Origin of the sequence: Sphingobium chlorophenolicum, from assembly GCF_000722875.1 — a bacterium.
GTDB lineage: Bacteria > Pseudomonadota > Alphaproteobacteria > Sphingomonadales > Sphingomonadaceae > Sphingobium > Sphingobium chlorophenolicum.
On sequence record NZ_JFHR01000033.1, the window covers coordinates 15551 to 34208 of the forward strand.

Here is an 18658-nt window from a genome sequence, read left to right on the forward strand (position 1 = left end):
TCAGGCGAAGAAATCGAGCGGCTGCACCGGCTCGCGCTTGAAGCCGATGTCGCTTTCGATCCCAGAACTGGCGCCAAAGGCGTTCATGTCCTGGATCATGGATGCGAGGATGCGGCCCATCTTGTCGACCTCGGACTGCTGCAGTGCGCCGTTCTCGATGCTGATCGACGAAGGCGATTCGAGCGTGGGTTCCATGAACTGCTGCCGCCATGTTTGATCGCTGAATTTGGCCGGAAGATCGGCCGTGATGGAACTTGCCGCCCGGAGCTTCGACACGAGAGCGTCGCTCACCGCCATGCTCGCGAACGTGCGGGGCGTGGCGCCCGGCTTGAAGGCAAGCGCCGCATCGCCGACCAACCCAACCGAGCCGTCCGAGCGGGTGAAGTTGGAGGTGCCGAGCAGGATATTCTCCCCGGCCTTGGCGCGGCCCTCGCGATATTGGGTCGCAAGTCCGATCGACTTGATCCCGAGCGCCTCAAGCGTCTTGAGTTCGCCGGCATCGGTCACTCCATCCAGATCGGCATCGACCCAGACCTTGAGCTCGTTGAAGCGAGCGTCCTTGGCGTCGATCAGCTTGTCGCCATTATTGTCGAGGGCGGCGAGCGCCTGAAGATCGCTGCCTACATTGTCCGTTTCAGCCGCGAAGCTCAGTTCGGACATATCGGTGATGCGGCCGTCATTGTTGCGGTCGATGACAAGGAAGCCGTCACCCTTGCCGATCCAGCCCGTATCGTCGGCTGCACCGTCGCCGTTCATGTCGAAACTCGCCCTCGACTTCTTTATCGACTTCATCTCGATGCCGTCGCCATCAAGATCGAGGATGATCGGCGAAAGCAGACCGTAGGTACGGTTCTTGAAGGTCAGCAGGTTCGACATGCCGAGTGCGTCCGAGCGCTGGTCTGTCCCACCCTTCTTCGGTCCGACCTGCATGGCGCCGCCGCTGAAGAAGATGCGATATTTGCTCGCCTTGCGGTTGAAGGTCTGCGCGTGCGGTGCGATGTCGGGCAAGCTCGTCGCCGAGGAGTAATAGGTGAGCGCCGCGTCGATGAACTGGGCCGTGGTCCCGTTCGTCCGCGTGAAGCTGCCCTTGTTGAGGACCGCGACCTCGCCAAGCGCGAAGGTGCCGTCGACCGCCGTGCCTGCAAGATTGAGCGACTGGATGCCGCTTGCGTTAAGCGTCTGCGTTTCGCCGCTTTCTGCAACGCCGTCGCCGTCCTTGTCCCGCCATATCCGGAATTCGGTGAAGCGGGCATCGGCCGGGGAAAGCTTGCCGTCCTTGTTGCTGTCAAAGGCACGCAGGCCCACAAGGTCGGATGCGGCGTCCGCCACATCGTTCACGAAGCTGAACTCACCGGCGCCCGTGAGCTTGCCGTCGCCATTGCGATCGAGGAAGAGCATGCCTTCGCCGGCACCCATCCAACTCGTGTCGTCGGCGAGGCCGTCCCCGTCGATATCGTAGCGTGCCTTGCTCGCCGCAGCCGATACCGTGGTCACGCCGTTACCGTCGAGGTCGAGAATGATCGGCGAGACGATGCTGACGGTCGTGCCATCCTTGAACCTCAGCCGCTCGACGCCCGTCAGTGTGTCGGTGCCGTCATTGCCGTCCGTCAGGATCTGATTGTCGACGATGCTGAGCACACCGCCGCTGCTCTGGATGGAATAGCTTGCCTGAAGGCCCGCCAGCACCAGCGTATCGGTTCCCGACCCGCCGACGATCGCGTCGTTCCCGGTGCCGCCGGTGATCAAGTCGTCGCCCGCGCCGCCGTTCAGCGTGTCGTTGCCGGCTCCACCGTTCAGCGTATCATTGCCGTCTCCGCCCGAAAGGCTGTTGTTGGAAAGCGTGCCCGTGATCACGTCGTCCCCGGAGCCCGTGATCACATTCTCGATATTGTAAAGCGTATCGGATTCGGCGCCCGACGTCGCCGTGGTCGTGGCGAGATTGATCGTCCAGGCAGCGGTGGCGCTGCCATAATCGACCGTATCGGTGCCGAGACCGCCGTCGATGAGGTCATTGCCGGCGCCGCCGGAGAGGAGATCGTCGCCAAGGTCGCCATAGAGCTTGTCGGCCCCGTCGCCGCCGCTCAGCGTGTCGTTCTCGCTGCCCGCATAGATGGTGTCGTCGCCGATGCCCCCGGCCAGAATGTCCGCGCCGCCATCGCCGATGATGAGGTCGTTCCCGGCCCCACCATCAACCATATCGTCGTCTGCGCCGGCATAGAGCTGGTCGTCGCCCGCCCCGCCGAGGATTGTGTCTGCTCCTCCGTCGCCGGTCACGACATCATTGCCGTCGCCGGCATCGATCAGGTCGTTGCCGCTGCCGCCGTAGAGCAGGTCGGCGCCGAGACCGCCGGAAATCTGGTCATCGCCGGCATCGCCAGTGATAGTATCGACGCCGTCGCCGCCGCTGACATTATCGTTGCCGCTGCCGGCGTAGATATTGTCGTTTCCATCGCCGCCGATCAGCTCGTCATCGGCCGAGCCTCCGGTGATCATGTCGTTACCCGCTCCGCCGTCGATGCGGTTGGGCGTGTTCGAAGAGCCGAAGAGGCTATCGCTGCCGCTGGTGCCATAGACCCAGGCGGGCCCCGCATTGACCGTGACCGAGACATTCGCCGTGGCGGTGAGCGAGCCGTCGCTGACCGTGTAGGTGAAGCCGCCGGTGCCCTGATACCCCGCATTGGCGGTGAAGACCACTTGGCCCTGGCCATTGAGCGCGACGGTTCCGCCAACCGCATTGCCTACCGCGGTGATACTGAGCGTGCTGCCTTCGACGTCGCTGTCATTCGCAAGCAGGGTCGCGGGGTCGATCACAATGGCGCTGCCCGCCAATGCCGTGAGGCCGCTGTCGTTGGCCGCGACCGGGGCGTCGTTGACGGGCGTGATCGTCAGGCGGAAGTCGTCGAAGATGGACTGCGCGCCGTCGCTTGCGGTCACCCGCACGTCGATGAAGCCGTTGAAATTCGTGGGCGGTGTGCCGGTGAAGCGCTGCGCCGCGGCGTCGAATGTGAGCCAGGAGGGCAGGGCGGCGCCCGACACGAGGACGGCGGTGTAAGTTAGCACCGCATTGTCGCTGTCGGTGAAGCTGTTCGCCGGAAGCGCGAAGTCGATCGCGCTGTCCTCGGGGGAGTTGCGGTCGGCAAGCGGCGTCGTGACGACCGGTGCATTGTTGACGGTGTCTATCGTCAGGCGGAAGATGTCCGCGGCGGCGAGCAGGCCGTCGCTCGCGAACAGCTGGATATCGAGATAGCCGTCGAACCCGCTTGGCGGCGTGCCGGTGAAGTGGCTGCCGTCGAAGCCCAGCCAGCTCGGCAGCGCGGTGCCGTTGGCGAGGCGGGCGGTCAGCGTGAGCGGATCCTGGTCGACGTCGGCGAAGGTGCCGCCGGGTATGGCGACGTCGATCGCGCCCGTCGCGGTCCAGAGGACATCGGGCAGCGGTACGATCAAGGCCGGGGCGTCGTTGACCGAGACGATATCGAGCAGGAAGGTATTGGAGACGCTGGCGGCGCCATCGCTTGCCGTGACCTTGATTTCGAAAGACCCGTGGAAGTTCGCGGGCGGTTGGCCCGTGAAGCGCCGCTCGGCGCTGTTGAAGCTCAGCCATGCGGGCAGCGGGTCGCCGTTTGCGAGCGTCGCCGAAAGCGTCAGCACGTCGCCATCGACATCGGCGAAGGTTCCGGCGGGCAAGGTGAGGTTGACCGCATGATCCTCGGCGACCGGCGCATCGCCCAACGGTGTGAGCAGCACGGGCGCGTCGTTGACCGGGTTAATCGTCAGGCGGAAGGCGTCGGTCGCGACCAGCGCGCCGTCGGAGCCCTGAATCTCGATATCCAGCGCGCCGTTGAAATTGGCCGGTGGCTGCCCGATCAGCCGTGCACCGTCGAAGCTCAGCCAGGAGGGCAGAGCATTGCCGTTTGCTAGTTGCGCCGTCAGCGTCAGGCTGTCGCCATCGATATCAGCGAAGATGCTCGAGGATATGGCGATGTCGATCGCGAGATCCTCGGCGACCGCGACGTCGGGAAGTATCTGTACGAGCGTCGGCTGGTCATTGATCGGGTTGACCGTCAGGCGGAAAGTCGAGCTTGTGGACAGATATCCATCGGAGGCGCTGACGGTGATATCGAGCGCGCCATTATAGTTGAGCGGCGGTTGTCCGGTGAAGCGCCCGTTTGCGAAGTTGAGCCAGCCAGGCAGGTCGCCGCCGCCCGCGAGCGTGGCGGAAAGGCTGAGCGTGTCGCCATCGACATCGGCGAAAGTGCCAGAGGGAATGGTGAAATCGATCGGCTCGTCTTCCTGGCCCTGCTGGTTCGCAAGCGCCAGCGCCACGACCGGTGCGTCGTTGACGGGTGTAATGGTCAGGTTGATCACCGCCTCGCTGGACAGCGAGCCGTCCGAAGCGCGGAAGACGAAGCTGTCGGTGCCGTTATAATTGGCGGCGGCGACATATTCGAACGACCCGTCGGTCGCGTTGATCGTCACCATACCGTGCTGCGGGCCGGTTACGAGCGAGTAGGTGAGCACCGAATTGTCGATATCGGTCGCGATCAGGCCGCCAGCGATGACGCTGTCCTCGGCGCCGGAGAAGGAAGCAGCCTGTGCCTCGGGCGCATTGTTGACCGCGCCGATGTGGATGATCGTGCGGGCTTCGGCAAAACCGCCATGCCCATCAGCGATGCGGTAGCCGAAGGAGGCGACGCCGTTGAAGCCGGAGGCCGGCGTGAAGCTCACGCTGCCGTCACCGTTCAGTGTCGCGGCGCCATTGATGGCGTCGAATACCGCTGCGACCGTCAAAGTGTCGCCGTCGATATCGCTGTCGTTCGCCAGCAACTGCGGCGCGGTCAGGGTGAGCGCCACCCCTTCGCTCGAGGCGATATGATCGTCCCGCGCGACCGGCGCGTCGTTCACCGGATCGATGGTCAACACGAATATGTCGCTGGCACTTGTGGTGCCGTCGTTCGCACTGACTTCGACTTCTAGAGCGCCATGGAAATTGGCAGGCGGCGTGCCGGTGAAGCGGCTGCCGTCGAAGGCGAGCCAGGAGGGCAGCGGCGCCCCGTTGGCAAGCCGCGCGGTATAGCTCAGCGTATCTCCATCGACATCGGCAAATGCGCCTTGCGGGAGCGCGATGTCGATCGGCTGATCTTCAGGCCGTGCCACGTCGGGTAGGAGCGCGACGAGTGTTGGAGCGTCGTTGACGGGCGCTATGCGAAGCTCGAATCGGCTTGCGGCCGTTAGCGCGCCGTCAGATGCGACGACGTCGATTTCGAGGGTGCCATTGAAGTTCGCCGGTGGCGTGCCGGTGAAGCGCTGACCATCGAAGGCGAGCCAGGACGGCAGGGCCTCGCCATTCGCGAGCCGTGCGGACAGCGTCAGCTGGTCGCCATCGGCGTCGCCGAAAGCGCCTTGCGGAACGGCGATATCGATCGCCTGGTCTTCCTGTACGGAGATGTCGGCGAGCGGGATGAGGACCGCGGGCGCATCATTGCCTGGATGGATCACGAGATTGAAGTCGGTAGCGGCGGAGAGCGTGCCGTCGCTCGCCCCGATGCGAAGCGCGAGCGCGCCGTGGAAATCGACGGGCGGCGTGCCCTGCAGACGCCCATTCGCGAAATCGAGCCAGGCGGGTAGGGGATCGCCACTGGCAAGTGTGACCGTATAGTTCAGAGCATCGCCGTCGACATCGGTGAAGAGGTCGGTCGGGATCGTGAAGTCGATGGCGCTGTCTTCGGCCACCGAGATGGGTCCGAACAGATGTCGCAGCTCAGGTGCGTCGTTTACAGGGTCGATGGTCAGGCGGAAGCTGTCGCTTGCCGACAGCACCCCGTCCGAGGCGGTGACGCTGATGTCGAGGAAGCCGTTATAATCGGCGGGCGGCTGCCCATAGAAGCGGCCGTTCGCAAAGCTGAGCCAGCTCGGCAGCGCCGCACCGCCGGCCAGTTCGGCCGATAGCAGGAGCATGTCGTCATCGAGGTCGGCGAAGGTGCCGGCTGGCAGCAGCAGATCGATCACCGCATCTTCCGCTAAATGCGCATCCGCGATCGGCGCGGACAGGGTCGGCCCGTCATTCGCGGGCGTGATGATAAGGTCGAAGGCGTCGCTCGTTTCATATTCGCCGTCGCTCGCGTTGATCCTGAGACCGAGGACGCCGTTGAAATTGGCGGGCGGCTGCCCGGACAGGATGCCGTTAGCGAAGCTGAGCCATGCCGGCAGCGGGCCGCCGTCGGCGAGCGCCACGCTGAAGGTCAGCGTGTCGCCATCGACATCGGCGAAGCCATTGGTTTGCAGCGCGAAGCTGAACGCCTGGTCTTCCGCCCCCGCAAGATCGGCGAGCGGCTGGGTCAGGACGGGGCCGTCATTGACCGGCTCGATCACGATCGCGAACTGGCGGCGGACTTCGGTGCCCTGATCGGCGGCCGAGATTTCGAGCGTGATCGTTCCGTTGAAGTCGGCGGGCGGCGTGCCGGTGAAGGTGCGCGTGCTGCGATCGTAGCTGAGCCAAGCGGGCAGCGCCGATCCGCCGACGCCGCTCACCTCGACGAGCACGGCATCGCCGTCGACGTCGGATACCAGGCCTGCGGGCAGGGTGGCGGTGAAGGGCCGATCCTCGACCCCGCGCAGGGCCGGGAGGGCCGCAATGACCGGGGCGTCGTTGACTGCGGCGACCGAGACCGAAACGCGGGCAACGTCGGTCACGCCGAACGAATCGGTCACTTCATAGTCGAACCACGCCGCGCCGTTGAAGTTCGCATCGGGTGCGATGACGAGCTGGCCGACGCCATTGGCGGTGACGGTGAGGCCATGCGCATCGACGATGCGATTGAAGAGGAGCGCCTGGTCGTCGGGCTCGATATCATTCGCCAGAAGCTCGGTGATGAACAACGTGAGCGGCTGGTCCTCAGTGAGCGAAAGCGTGTCGTCGACCGCGATCGGACCATCATTGACCGGCAGCACGTCGATCTCGACCGTCGCCGTTACCGGGAAGCCCGACGCATTGGTGATCGCATAGGTCAGGATGAGGCCGCCATGGAAATTGGCGGACGGCGTAATGCGATACTGGCCGTTATCGAGCGCGGTGATCGTCGCGTTCGCGGGCGTGCCGACGAAGCCGAGGAAGGTCAGTGGCTCGTCTTCCGGGTCATAGTCGTTGGCCAGAAGCAACGCCGGATCGATGTCGATATAGGTATCTTCGAGCGTACCGAAACCCTCGTCGGACACAGCGATCGGTATGTTGAACTCGGGCAGGATGGTGAGCGAGACGCGGCCCACGCTGTCAGCGCCGTGGGCATCGGTCACGCGGTAGGAGAAGGCGGCGTTGCCATAATAGCCCTCGCGCGGCGTGAAGACGGCGGTTGTGCCGTTCATCACGACCGTGCCGTTATCGCCATCGAAGAGTTCGACGATCGTGAAGCTGTCGCCTTCGAGATCACGGTCGTTGGCCAGCAGCGTCGCGAGATCGATGACGATCGCCATGTCCTGGTCGCCGACGAAGACGCCTTGCGGGTTGTTCCCCGTGCCGACGCCGTCCGCATTCGCATTGGGGGCGTCGTTGACCGCCGCGATCTCGAACGAGAAGGTGCCGGTGCTCGTCGCGCGCCCGTCGGTGATGACATAGTGGAATGTCGCGGCACCGCTGACATTTTCCTTGGGCACGAAGCTGTAGCGTCCGCCAGGCAGGCGCTGGATGCGGCCAAGATCGCTCGCCATTTCGAGCGAGACGAAGCGGACCGTATCACCGTCGAGATCGCTGTCGTTGCCGATAAGGTCGGCCGCCGTGAATTCGAATGGCGTATCCTCGTCGGTCTCGAAGAGGTCTGCGACCGCGGTTGGCGCATGGTTGGTCGACTGGACGTCGATCTCGACCGTGCCGGTGCGGGGTCCGTCGGCATCGTCCGTGACGACATAGTCGAAGCTCGCCTTGCCGCTGAAATCCGCGCTCGGCGTGAAGATGATGGTCGTGCCGTCGAAGCTCAGCGCGCCATTGACCGCGTTCAGCACGCCCACGAAACGGATCGGATCGCCGTCAACATCGATGTCGTTGGCGAGAAGCTGCGAGGGCGTGATGCTGATCGCCGTCTCTTCAAGCGTGGTGAAGCTGTCGGCTCCCACATAAGGCGGCTCGCTGCGGGCTTCGACCCTGATCGTGGTTGTGCCGGTCGCATCCCCCTGGAGATCGTCGGTGATGACATAGCTGAAGCTGTCATCGCCCGACCAATTCTCATCGGGCGTATAGGTGACGGTCGCCACCAGCTTGCCGTCGAAAAGATGCGTTGCGTTCGCGCTCTGGCTGCTCCCGCCAATCGTCGCGGCCCAGGCGATATTGAGGTTTTGCCGCAGATCGAAGGGAATGGTGGCGGTGACGAGGCCGGTCGCGCTGTCGACGCTCATCCAGGACGGCAGATCCGATCCATCGGCAAGCGTCGCCGACCAGACGGCGCCCGCGGCAGCGAGCCCTGCCGGCGGCCCATAGTGCATGGTTCCATCGTTCACGACGAGCGTGCCGTTGCCTGCGGCCGAGACCGACTTCACGCGCAGATAGTCGCCATCGTCCTCGCGGTCGTTCCGGATGAGGTCCATGAGCGCGAAGGTGAGCGGCTGGTTCTCGATCGTGTCGAGGTTGTCCGCGATGGCGACGGGCTTCTCTGGGGTCGGCAGCACGTTGAATATGATGACGCCGCTGTTCTGCGACACGCCGCCCTTTTCGTCGATCGTGGTGTAGGTAAGGGCGACCGAACCGTTGAAGTCGCCGGGCGTCGCAAGGTTAATCTGCGAGCCCGAGGTTTGAAGGCCGAATCGGCCGGCGCTCTCGTCGACGAGAGTGAAGCCGGTATCGACGATCACGTCGGTGATGATCGACAGGCTCGGAAGCGTGCCGCCATTGCCGGTGACGTCGAGACGCACGGCAAGCGCACCGATATAGGCGGGCGGCGGCGTGCCGTCGAACGCCAGGCCGGCGCCATCGAAGCTCAGCCAGTCGGGAAGCGGCGCTTCGCTCTCGCGCTTTGCGCTGATCGCGGCGGCTGATCCGAGATCGATCGCGAACAGGCCCTGCGCCTTGAAGAAATCGCTTTGCTGGAGGAGCGCATTGATCGCCGGATCGAGCGGTTCGGCGGGATCGATGACGAATTCGAGCGTGAAGCCGCGCTTGGCTGCGCTGTAGCTGCCCTCAGGCAGGCTTTGCGCTTCGGGCGTGAAGCTGAGCTGGAGGCGAACCGGGTCGGCATTTGCCGCCGGCGCTTCGCCGGTCAGCGACAATGTCATCGTATCGAGGTCGAAGGCCAGCCAGCCGGGCAGCGGACGGCCGCCCTCAAGGCTGACCGAGAAGGCGCCGTTGCTGACGTCGAACAGCGCGATATCGCTGTCATATCCTATGCCGGTGCCGAACGCTGAGGGATCGATCGTCAGGCTATCGGTGAACACCGACGCCGCGCCACCATTCTCGCCGGGTTTGGTGAAGGAAAGGATGACATCGAGCGGAGCGGTCGTGCCAGCATCGGGCGCGCCGCTGAAGCGGAGCGTCCCGGCATCGAAGACGAGCCAGGCCGGGAGCGGATCGCCGTTGGCGAGCGTCGCCATGACTGTGACGCCGCTTCCCAGATTGTCGGCGCCGAATGCGATCTCGCTGTGATGCGGCTCGCGGACGGTGAAGCCGGCGAGCACATTGTCCCGCACCGAATGGCCTGCCGCGAGCGTCTGGTTGTCGCCCTCGCCGAAGCTGAAGCGCCGGACATGATTGCCGCCTTGCGGATCCTTCAGGATCACGCTCACCGACAGGCTTTCGCCCTGCGGCACGCTGCCCGTGAAGGTCATCGACGCGGTGTCGAAGGCGAGCCAGGCCGGGAGATCCTCGCCGTTCGCCTGTTTGGCGATAACGCTGTAGTCGGCCGAGAGATAACGGGTGCTGATCTCGCCAAGCACGCCGGCGCTGCGGAAGAAAAGCACGTCGCCTTCGGGCTCGATGTCGTTGCCGAAGGCTTCCGCCGGGATCACGAACAGCGGATGGTCCTCAAGGCCGGTCACAAGATCGTCGCGCAGGATCGCGCCGTCATTCTCGGGCAGGATGGTGATCGCGACGAAGCCCGTCGCGGTGCCGCCGCGCCCGTCGCTGATGCTATATTCAAAGCCGGCGTTGCCGTTGAAGTCTGGCCGCGCCCTGAAGACGATCTTGCCATCGCCGTTGATGCTGACCTTGCCGTTCGTGGCGAAGCGCTCGACGTCGACGAAGCTTAGTGCATCGCCATCGGCGTCGCGGTCGTTGCCGAGCAGCGTCGCTGGATCGATGATGATGGTCTGGTCTTCGAGGATGGTGAAGCGATCGCTCACCGCGACCGGCGCGTAATTGGCCGGAAGAACCCGGATGTTGTAGCTGAGCGTCGCGCTCGCACCATGCTCGTCGATCACGTCGAACGCGATGGTCGCGAACCCTTCCGCGTCCGGCGTGAAAGCGATCGTGCCCGCAGCCGCATCGAGCGATGCAGTGCCGTTCACGGCAGAATCGCCATCGGCGCCGGCATGCAGACCGACAAAGCTGAAGTCGTCGCCCTCGACGTCGCGGACCGTGCCGAGCAGCGAGGCGACCGAGATGCTCGTCGTCCGACCGAAGCGGACGCTTTGCGCGAGTTGGTCCGATCCGCGCGGCGCGTCGTTCACCGCATCGATATAGAATTCGATCGGTGCGACCGAGCGCGCGCCCGAGGGGTCTTCGAGGATATAGTTGAAGCCCGCGAAGCCGTTGAAGTCCGGCCGCGAAAGGATTTCAAGATAGGCGCCCGCGATGCGGCCCGCGACATTTGTGCCTTCGTGCCAGCTGTCGTCGAACTTGAACGGATCGATCTTGTTGCCTGCCTCGTCATAGAGGGGCGTGATTCCGACGATGCGCAGGTCTTCCCAGTCATTGTCGATATCATAGTCGTTCGCCTTGAGGATCGTATCGAGGCGGATGCGCAGTATCTCGTCCTCGACGCCGTGGATTGCGACATTGGTATCGGGGACGGCAACCGGCGCGTCGTTGACGGCGGCCACATTGACCCGGACGCGCCCCGTGGATTCGCGGCCATAGGGGTCGGCGACCACATATTCGAAATAGGCCTGGCCGTTGAAATTGGCCGCAGCCTGGAACGCGATCTTGCCGTCGGGACGGATCGAGGCGGCGCTGCCGTTCAGCCCGTTGACGGAAAGCAGTTGCAGCGCCTCGACGCCTTCGGTGGCGTCGTTGGCGAGCAGCGCTGCGGGATCGATGATCGCGATCTCGTCCTCGACGCCGAACAGATAGACATCGTCCTCGGCGTTGAAGCGGCCGATGCGGGCGAGATCCTCGATCTTGGCGCGGTCCCAGGTCATGCCATTGGCGAAGGCGATTTCCTCGATACCCGTTTCGGCGCCGAGGAAATGGTCCTTGATGCGCATCGTGTCGAAGGTAAGGACGCCGCCTACATTTTCGAGTTCGATGAGAAGGTCGTTGCCCTCGCGAACGAGCGACACATCCTTCGGGAGCGCCCCATCCTTGATCGTCACGCGATCGATGTCGCTTGCCGAGCCCTGCTCGATCACCTGGTCATTGTCGCTCTCGAAGCCGAGCAGATAGACGTCGGAGCCAAAGCCGCCGCGCAGCACGTCCGCGCCATAGCCGCCGTCGAACGTGTCGGCGCCGGCCGAGCCGATGAAACTGTCGCCGAAGACCGAGCCCAGCAGCATCTCGATACTGATGAGCGTGTCGCCCTGCGCTTCCCCAGCGAGTCCCTGGCCGAGCGAGAGATCGACGGCCACGGCTTCGGTGGCCATGCTATAATCGGCGGTATCGAAGCCGCCGCGCCCGTCGAGGATGTCGGCCCCAAGGCTGCCGCGCAGCCGGTTGTCCGACGCATCGCCGCGCATGATGTCGTTGTGATAGGAGCCCTGGACGATCTCGATACCCGACAGGACGTCGCCGAGTGCATCGCCGCCGCCCGCCATGCTATCGGCCAGATCGATCGTCACCCCTTCGGTCGAGAGCGAATAATCGGCGATATCGACGCCATCGCCGCCCGCGAGCGTGTCAGCCCCGCGGCCGCCGATCAGCACGTCGTCGCCGGACCCGCCGGAGAGGATGTCGTCGCCGCGGCCGCCTTCGAGGCGGTTCGCCCCAGCATCGCCTTCGATCACATCGTCATAGTCGGTGCCGACGACATTCTCGATGCTGATCAGCGTATCGCCGGTCGCATCGCCGCCCGAGGCCGTGCCGTTCGCAAGCGAGATATGGATGCCCTCGGTCGATGGCGAGCTGTCGGTCGCGTCGAAATAGTCGGCCGTGTCGCTGCCTTCGCCGCCGTCGAGGATATCCGCGCCGACGCCGCCGTTGAGGATGTCGTTGCCGAGACCACCGACAAGCGTGTCGCTTCCCGCCCGCCCTTCGAGCAGATCGTGACCCGCGCCGCCCTCGAGCCGGTTGCCGGCCGCATCGCCGCCGAGTTGGTCGTTGAAATCGGTGCCGACGAGCGCCTCGATGCCGACATAGGTGTCGTCGGCCGCGGTGCCGCCCTGGCCGACGCGCGATTCAAGGTCTGCGCGCACGCCGACGTTCGAGCCCGCGAAAACCACCGTGTCATAGTCCGCGCCGCCAGTGATGTGGTCGGCGCCGAAGCCGCCGTCGATGATGTCGTCGCCATCGCCCGCATCGACGACGTCGTTGCCGGCTCCGGTTTCGATCCGGTCGTTGCCGCCGAGCGCAAGGACGCTGTCGTCGCTGTCGAGGCCCAGGATCAGTTCGGCGAGCGCATTGCCGACGAGATAGTCGACATAGCGCGTGCCGCGCAGGATGCCGGAATAGCCGGTCTCGACCGTGGCGTGAATGAAGGCGGTGTCCTGAAGTCCGGTGGGGTCGGTCACGCGATATTGCAGCGTCGCCTCGCCCGAATAGCCGGGATTGAAGCGGATGACGGCGAACTTTTCGCCGCCAAAATCGACGATCTCGGCCGTGCCGATGCTGACATGCTGGCCCTGCGCCAGAGCTACGGGATCAAGCACCGCGTCGATGCCGGCAAAGGCTGGATTGGGCCCGCCATCGACATCGAAGTCGTTGGCCAGCACGTCGGAGATGCGGATGACCAGCGGCACGTCGAAGGGAGTCGAGAAATCGAGATCGTCGACGGCGGTCGGATCGTCCGGCATCGCGATGATCGAGAGGTCGACATAGCCCTCGGCGATGCCGCCTTCGACCGTGTCGTCGGTGATCCGGTAGTAGAAGCCCGTCGATTGGGTCGCATTGGCGTTTGGCGTGAAGATGATATTGCCCTGGCCGTCATATTCGAGCGTGCCATTGAGGTCGCGGTCGGGAGTGAAGCCGAGGAAACGGATGGGATCGCGGTCGATGTCGGTGTCGTTGGCGAGCAGGACCGAGATCGGGATGGTGACGGGCACGTCTTCCAGGACGTCGACGAAATCGGGGCGCGCCACGGGCGGCGCATCGCCGACATTGTCGAACCAGAGCGTGACCTTGCCGTCGTCGACCAGGCCCTCGGGATCGGACACGAGGTAATAGAAGGTCGCCTCGCCCCAGAAATCGGCGTCGGGCGTGAAGATGACCGTGCCATGATCGGTGAAGGTGACGTCGCCATGCACCGCGGTCGGCACGCTGTCCTGATCGGTGAGGAAGGTCAGGGTATAGCCTTCGGGGTCGCGGTCGTTCTTGAGGAGTTCGGTGATCGGGATCTCGATCGCGACATCCTCGGTTCCACGCAGGAAGTGCAGGCCGGGAGCGGAATAATGATCGGCGGCGGTGACGGGCCGGTCGTTGACCGGCTGATAGGCGATTGTCGCCCGCGCCCAGGCAAAGCCGCCCTGTCCGTCGCTCACACGATAGTCGAACCAGGCGTCGCCGTTGAAATTGGCGGTGGGCGTGAACAGGATCGTCTGGTTGGCGAGCAACTGAGCGCTGCCGCCATGCGTCGCGCCGATGGCGACGATCGTCAGCGGATCATGGTCGGGATCGCTGTCGTTCGAGAGGAGGCCGGGCACGATGGTGCCGTTCACCTCCTGGGCGAGCGCGTTGATGACGATCGGATTGTCTTCTAGGATGGGCCCGCCGAGCTGCGTCACCTCGATGCGGTCGGCCACTGGCTGCGGCGCGTCGTTGACCGGGGTGAAGTAGAGGTTGACGCGCGCCGTCGACGTCGCGCCCGAGGGGTCGGCGACGACATAATCGAAATAGGCATTGCCCCAGAAATAATCGCGCGGCCGCACCTGGATCATGCCGTTGGCATCGATCTGGACGTTGATATCGGCGTTCGAGATGACCGACTGGACATGGAGCGCGTCGCCGTCGACATCGGTATCGTTGGCGGTGAGCGCGAGCGGGTCGATCTCGAGCGCGATGCCTTCGGTGCCCGCGATTGTGCCGTCGGTGCGCGCGACTGGCGTGTCGTTGACGGGCGTCACGGTCACATAGACCTTGGCGGTGGCGGCACCGCCTTCGGGGGTGTTGGCGAGATAGGTGAACTCGGCGATGCCATTGAAATTGGCGTTGGGCGTGAAGCTGATATTGCCGTCGCTCGAGAGCGACACCGTGCCGTTCACCGCGCCATAGACCTGGCCGACGATCATCCGGTCGCCGTCGAGATCGTTGGAGAGCAGGCGTTCGACGCGGATACCGAGCGAGCCGTCCTCGGCGACCGTGAAGCCGCGATCCTCGATCGCGGTCGCGACGGGGCGGATGCGGATGTCGACATTCGCCGTATCGAATGCGTTGCGGCCGTCGCCGATCGTGTAGGCGAGCGAGGTCGGCCCATAAAAGCCGTTCGTGGCCGTGAACAGGATATTGCCCTGGGCGTCGAGCGTGGCCACCCCGTTCGCACCGCCGTCGACGGCGACGATCCGGATGGTGTCGCCATCGGCATCCAGGTCGTTGCGGAGAAGCTCGGTCGCCTTGATGAGGATCGTCTGACCGGCGGTCAGCGTGTAATAGCCGTCGTCGACCGCGGTCGGCGGGCGGTTGTCGACCAGCTCGCGCATGGTCGCCTTGGTCCATTCCACCCCGTCGGCGAAGCGGATCTTTTCGACGCCCTTCCCGTCGGTGGCAAGCGCATCGATGATCGTGAGGCTATCGGACGTAGAGGACGCGAAGCTGATGACGATCGTTTCGCTGCCGCGGAAAAGCCGCGCGATCGAGGCTTCCGACGAGGAGAAATCGGCGATGAGGACGTTGTCCTGTGTCGCGGTCGATGTCGAATCGTCCTGGATCGTGTCGTTGCCGCTGCCGCGGCCGAAGGCGTAGCTGTCCGATCCGGCGCCGCCCGCCAGCAGATCGTCGCCGGCCCGCGCCGCGAAGCTGTCATTGCCGTCAAAGCCATAGGCCTTGTCGCCGCCGCTGCCGTCGATGTCGGAGAGTGCGCGGGCGCGCATGGCATCGAGATTCCAGCTCGTGCCGTTGGCGAAGGCGATCGTGAGCGCATTGCCAGCCCCCAGCGCGCCTGCGAGCGTGATGCGGTCGGTGCCGTTGGCGAAGGAGAGGATAAGATCAAGGCTGTCCGGGCCGCCGCGCACCGCGCGGACGATATCGGAGGGATTGAGCCCCTCGAGCCTAAGGATGTCGGCATCCGGGCTATAGCCTTCGATCCGGTCCATCCCGTCGCCGACGCGGAAGATGAAGGTATCGGCGCCGCCGCCGCCCGCGATGATGTCGTTGCCGCGTCCGCCCGCCAAGACGTCGGCGCCGTTCGTGCCGACGATCCAGTCGTCGCCGTCGCTCTGCTGGCCGGCGAGCGCTGCGGCGCGGATTTCGCCGAGCGAAAGCACGACGCCCGTGTCGGCGAGGAGGATGCGCTCGATGCCGAGATTGCCGCCGGCCAGGCCGTCCTTGATGATGATCTCGTCGCCGTCGCCGGGCAGGCGGATGACGATGTCGGCGCTTTCCGGGGTCAGGCGCGCGAAGTGGAGATCGGCAAGCTCATAGCCCGATATTTCGAGCGTATCGTTGGCGGAAGCTGCATTGTCGTCCAGCGTGTCGCGGCCATCGCCGCGCGCATAGCGGTAGATATCGTCGCCGCCACGGCCCGAGACGAGATCGGTGCCGGTTCCGCCGACGAGGATATTGGCGTTGTCGTCGCCGGTGAGGATGTCCGCCGCGCCGGTCGCGACGCGCGCCAGGAGGTCGGCCGTCGTCCAGACGGTGCCGTCGGCGAAGCGGACCTGCTCGATTCGGCCCGAGGTCAGCGCATTCTCGATGAGGATCCGGTCGTTCGTACCAGCGATTCCAAGGGTCAGGTCGCGGCCATCGGCGCTTTGTGCGACGCGAATATCGGAGGCGGCGATGCCGGTCGCAAACTCCAGGGCATCGGTCGTTCCGTCCGCATCGAGAATGCGGTCGGCGCCGTCGCCGGCGGCGAAGCGATAGAGATCGTTGCCTGCACCGCCGAGCAGCCAGTCCGCGCCCGCATTGCCGGTAAGTGTGTCGTTGCCGCCAAGGCCCGAAAGCCGGTCGTCGCCTGCGCCGCCGGCAAGGCTGTCGGCCTGGGCGGTGCCGATGAGCACATCGTCGCCGCCGCTCGCCGCGAGCGCCATGGCGGCGAGCGTCTCGCTCGACCAGATGGTGCCGTCGTCGAAGCGTATTTGCTGGACGCCCATGGCGAAGGAGGCATCGGTTCCAAGGTCGATGCGGTCGCCGCTGCCAACGATCTCGAGAAGGACGGTCGGAAGGCCGCGAACGACCCGCACGTCAGCGGTGCCGATCCCGGCACCGAACAGCAGGTTGTTGAAGCCGCTCGCGTCGACGATATTGTCCTGGCCGTCGCCGTGGTTGAAGACATAGCTGTCGTCGCCCGCGCCGCCTTCGAGACGGTCATTGCCGGTCCCGCCGACAAGGATGTCGGACCCTGACGAGCCGACCAGCACATCGTTGCCGGCAAGGCCCTGGAGCGGCGTGCCGATGACCGGCGCGCCCATCGCGCCGGCTATGATCCGGTCATCGCCCGCCGTGCCGATTGCGGCGCGGGCGAGCACATCGGCCCAGTTCCACTGCGAGCCGTCGACGAAGCGGATTTCCTCAACGGAGCTGCCGCCGCCCGCCTGCAGACCATTGGCGAGGCGGATGCGCCCGCCGTCGTTGGCGATGCGAAGCTCGAGATGGAGATCGTCGATCTGGACGACCGTAACGTCGGCGGCCGCAATACCCGCGCCGAACTGGATGGCGTCGCTGCCGCCGAGGTCGTCGATGATGTCGCGTCCATCGCCGCGCGCGAAATGATAGATGTCGCTGCCGCTGCCGCCGAAGAGGCGGTCATCGCCTTCGCCGCCGTCGAAGACATCATTCTCGGCGCGCTGGTCGGCGAGGTCGCCGCCATGGAGGATATCGTCGCCGGCTCCACCGGACAATATATCCTGGCCCTCGCCGCCGATGAGCATATCCTGACCGTTGCCGCCGGAGAGCCAGTCGTTCCCGAAACCGCCGTCGATGATGTCGTTGTCGGCGCCGCCTGCGAGCTGGTCGTCGCCGCCCAGGCCCGCGATGACGTCGGCCCCGCCATTGCCGTGAATGACGTCGCCCAACGGACCGCCCGAGAGCGAGGAGGCCGTGCCACCGTCGACGATCCGGACCGAGTTGTCGACCCCGATCGGCAGTCCGCCGAAATTGTCCGAGGTGAGCGCGGAGGCCGCGACGCCCTCGAGGCGCAGCATGACCTTGTCGGCGCCGCTGTCGAGGCGCACCAGCAAGACGGCATCGGCGCCTTCCTGCGCGATGCGAAGCTTACCATTCTCGAAGGGATTGGGGTTGCTGACCGAAAGGCGGATGATGTCGCCGCCCGCACCGGCGGAAAAGTCGGTAATGACATCTGCGACATAGTTTTCGTTGACGTCATAGACGGGAAGGAAGCGGTAGGTGTCGCGTCCGGACCCGCCCGTCAGCATGTCGACGTCGCTGTCCTGCGACAGGTCACCGAAAATATCATTACCTGCGCCACCGCTCAGCATATCGGCGCCCGCTCCACCGAGGAGCAGGTCGTCGCCCGAGCCGCCGGTGAGGGCGTCATTCGCACCGCCGCCGCCGAGCAACGCCGTGCCGGTGACATCCGCGTCCTGCATGAGCAGACTCTGAACGTCGGCGAGCGCCATGGTGACGCCGCTCGCGGCGATCTCGATCTCTTCGATGGTGCTCGCCGCGCTGCCGGCGAAGGCATGACGGATGACGATCGTATCGCTGCTGTCGCTGAACCTTATGGTGAGATCATCGCCAGCCGTGCCGGTGCGGCTGAAGCGGATGCGATCGGCGGCATAGCCTTCGATGACCAGCCGGTCGGTGGTCGCATCGCCCTGATCGTCGATCTCGTCCTGACCGTCGCCGGCCGCGAAGACATAGCGATCGCCGCCGGTCCCGCCGATCAGCCTGTCCCGTCCGGCCCCGCCGAACAGCTGGTCCGCCCCTGCGCCGCCGTCGAGCCGGTCGTCGCCCGCGCCGCCCGACAGCAGGTCGTTGCCGCCATTGCCCGTGAGGATGTCATTGCCGCCCTGGCCGGTAAGCTCGTCGGCATCGACCGTTCCCGTATAGGCGTCGTCACCGGGCGTTCCGGTCGTGAGCCGCCGGATAAGCTCGGCTTGGCCCCAGACAGTGCCGTCGGCGAAGGCGATTTCCTCGATGCGATTGCCGGTGCTGCTCATCGCATTGGTGAGGACCAGCCGATCTTCGCTGCCTGCAATC

The 18658-nt window shown here is 65.0% G+C and carries 1 protein-coding gene (only partly in view); it reads right to left on the bottom strand.

Annotated features, from left to right (window positions below; all coding sequences use genetic code 11):
* Positions 1–18658, bottom strand: partial view of a tandem-95 repeat protein gene (locus BV95_RS24835; RefSeq protein WP_037453085.1) — the 3' portion only. The gene runs 8639 nt beyond the window's last position; only the last 18658 of its 27297 coding nucleotides appear in the window; the start codon falls outside the window, past its right edge; its stop codon occupies positions 1–3.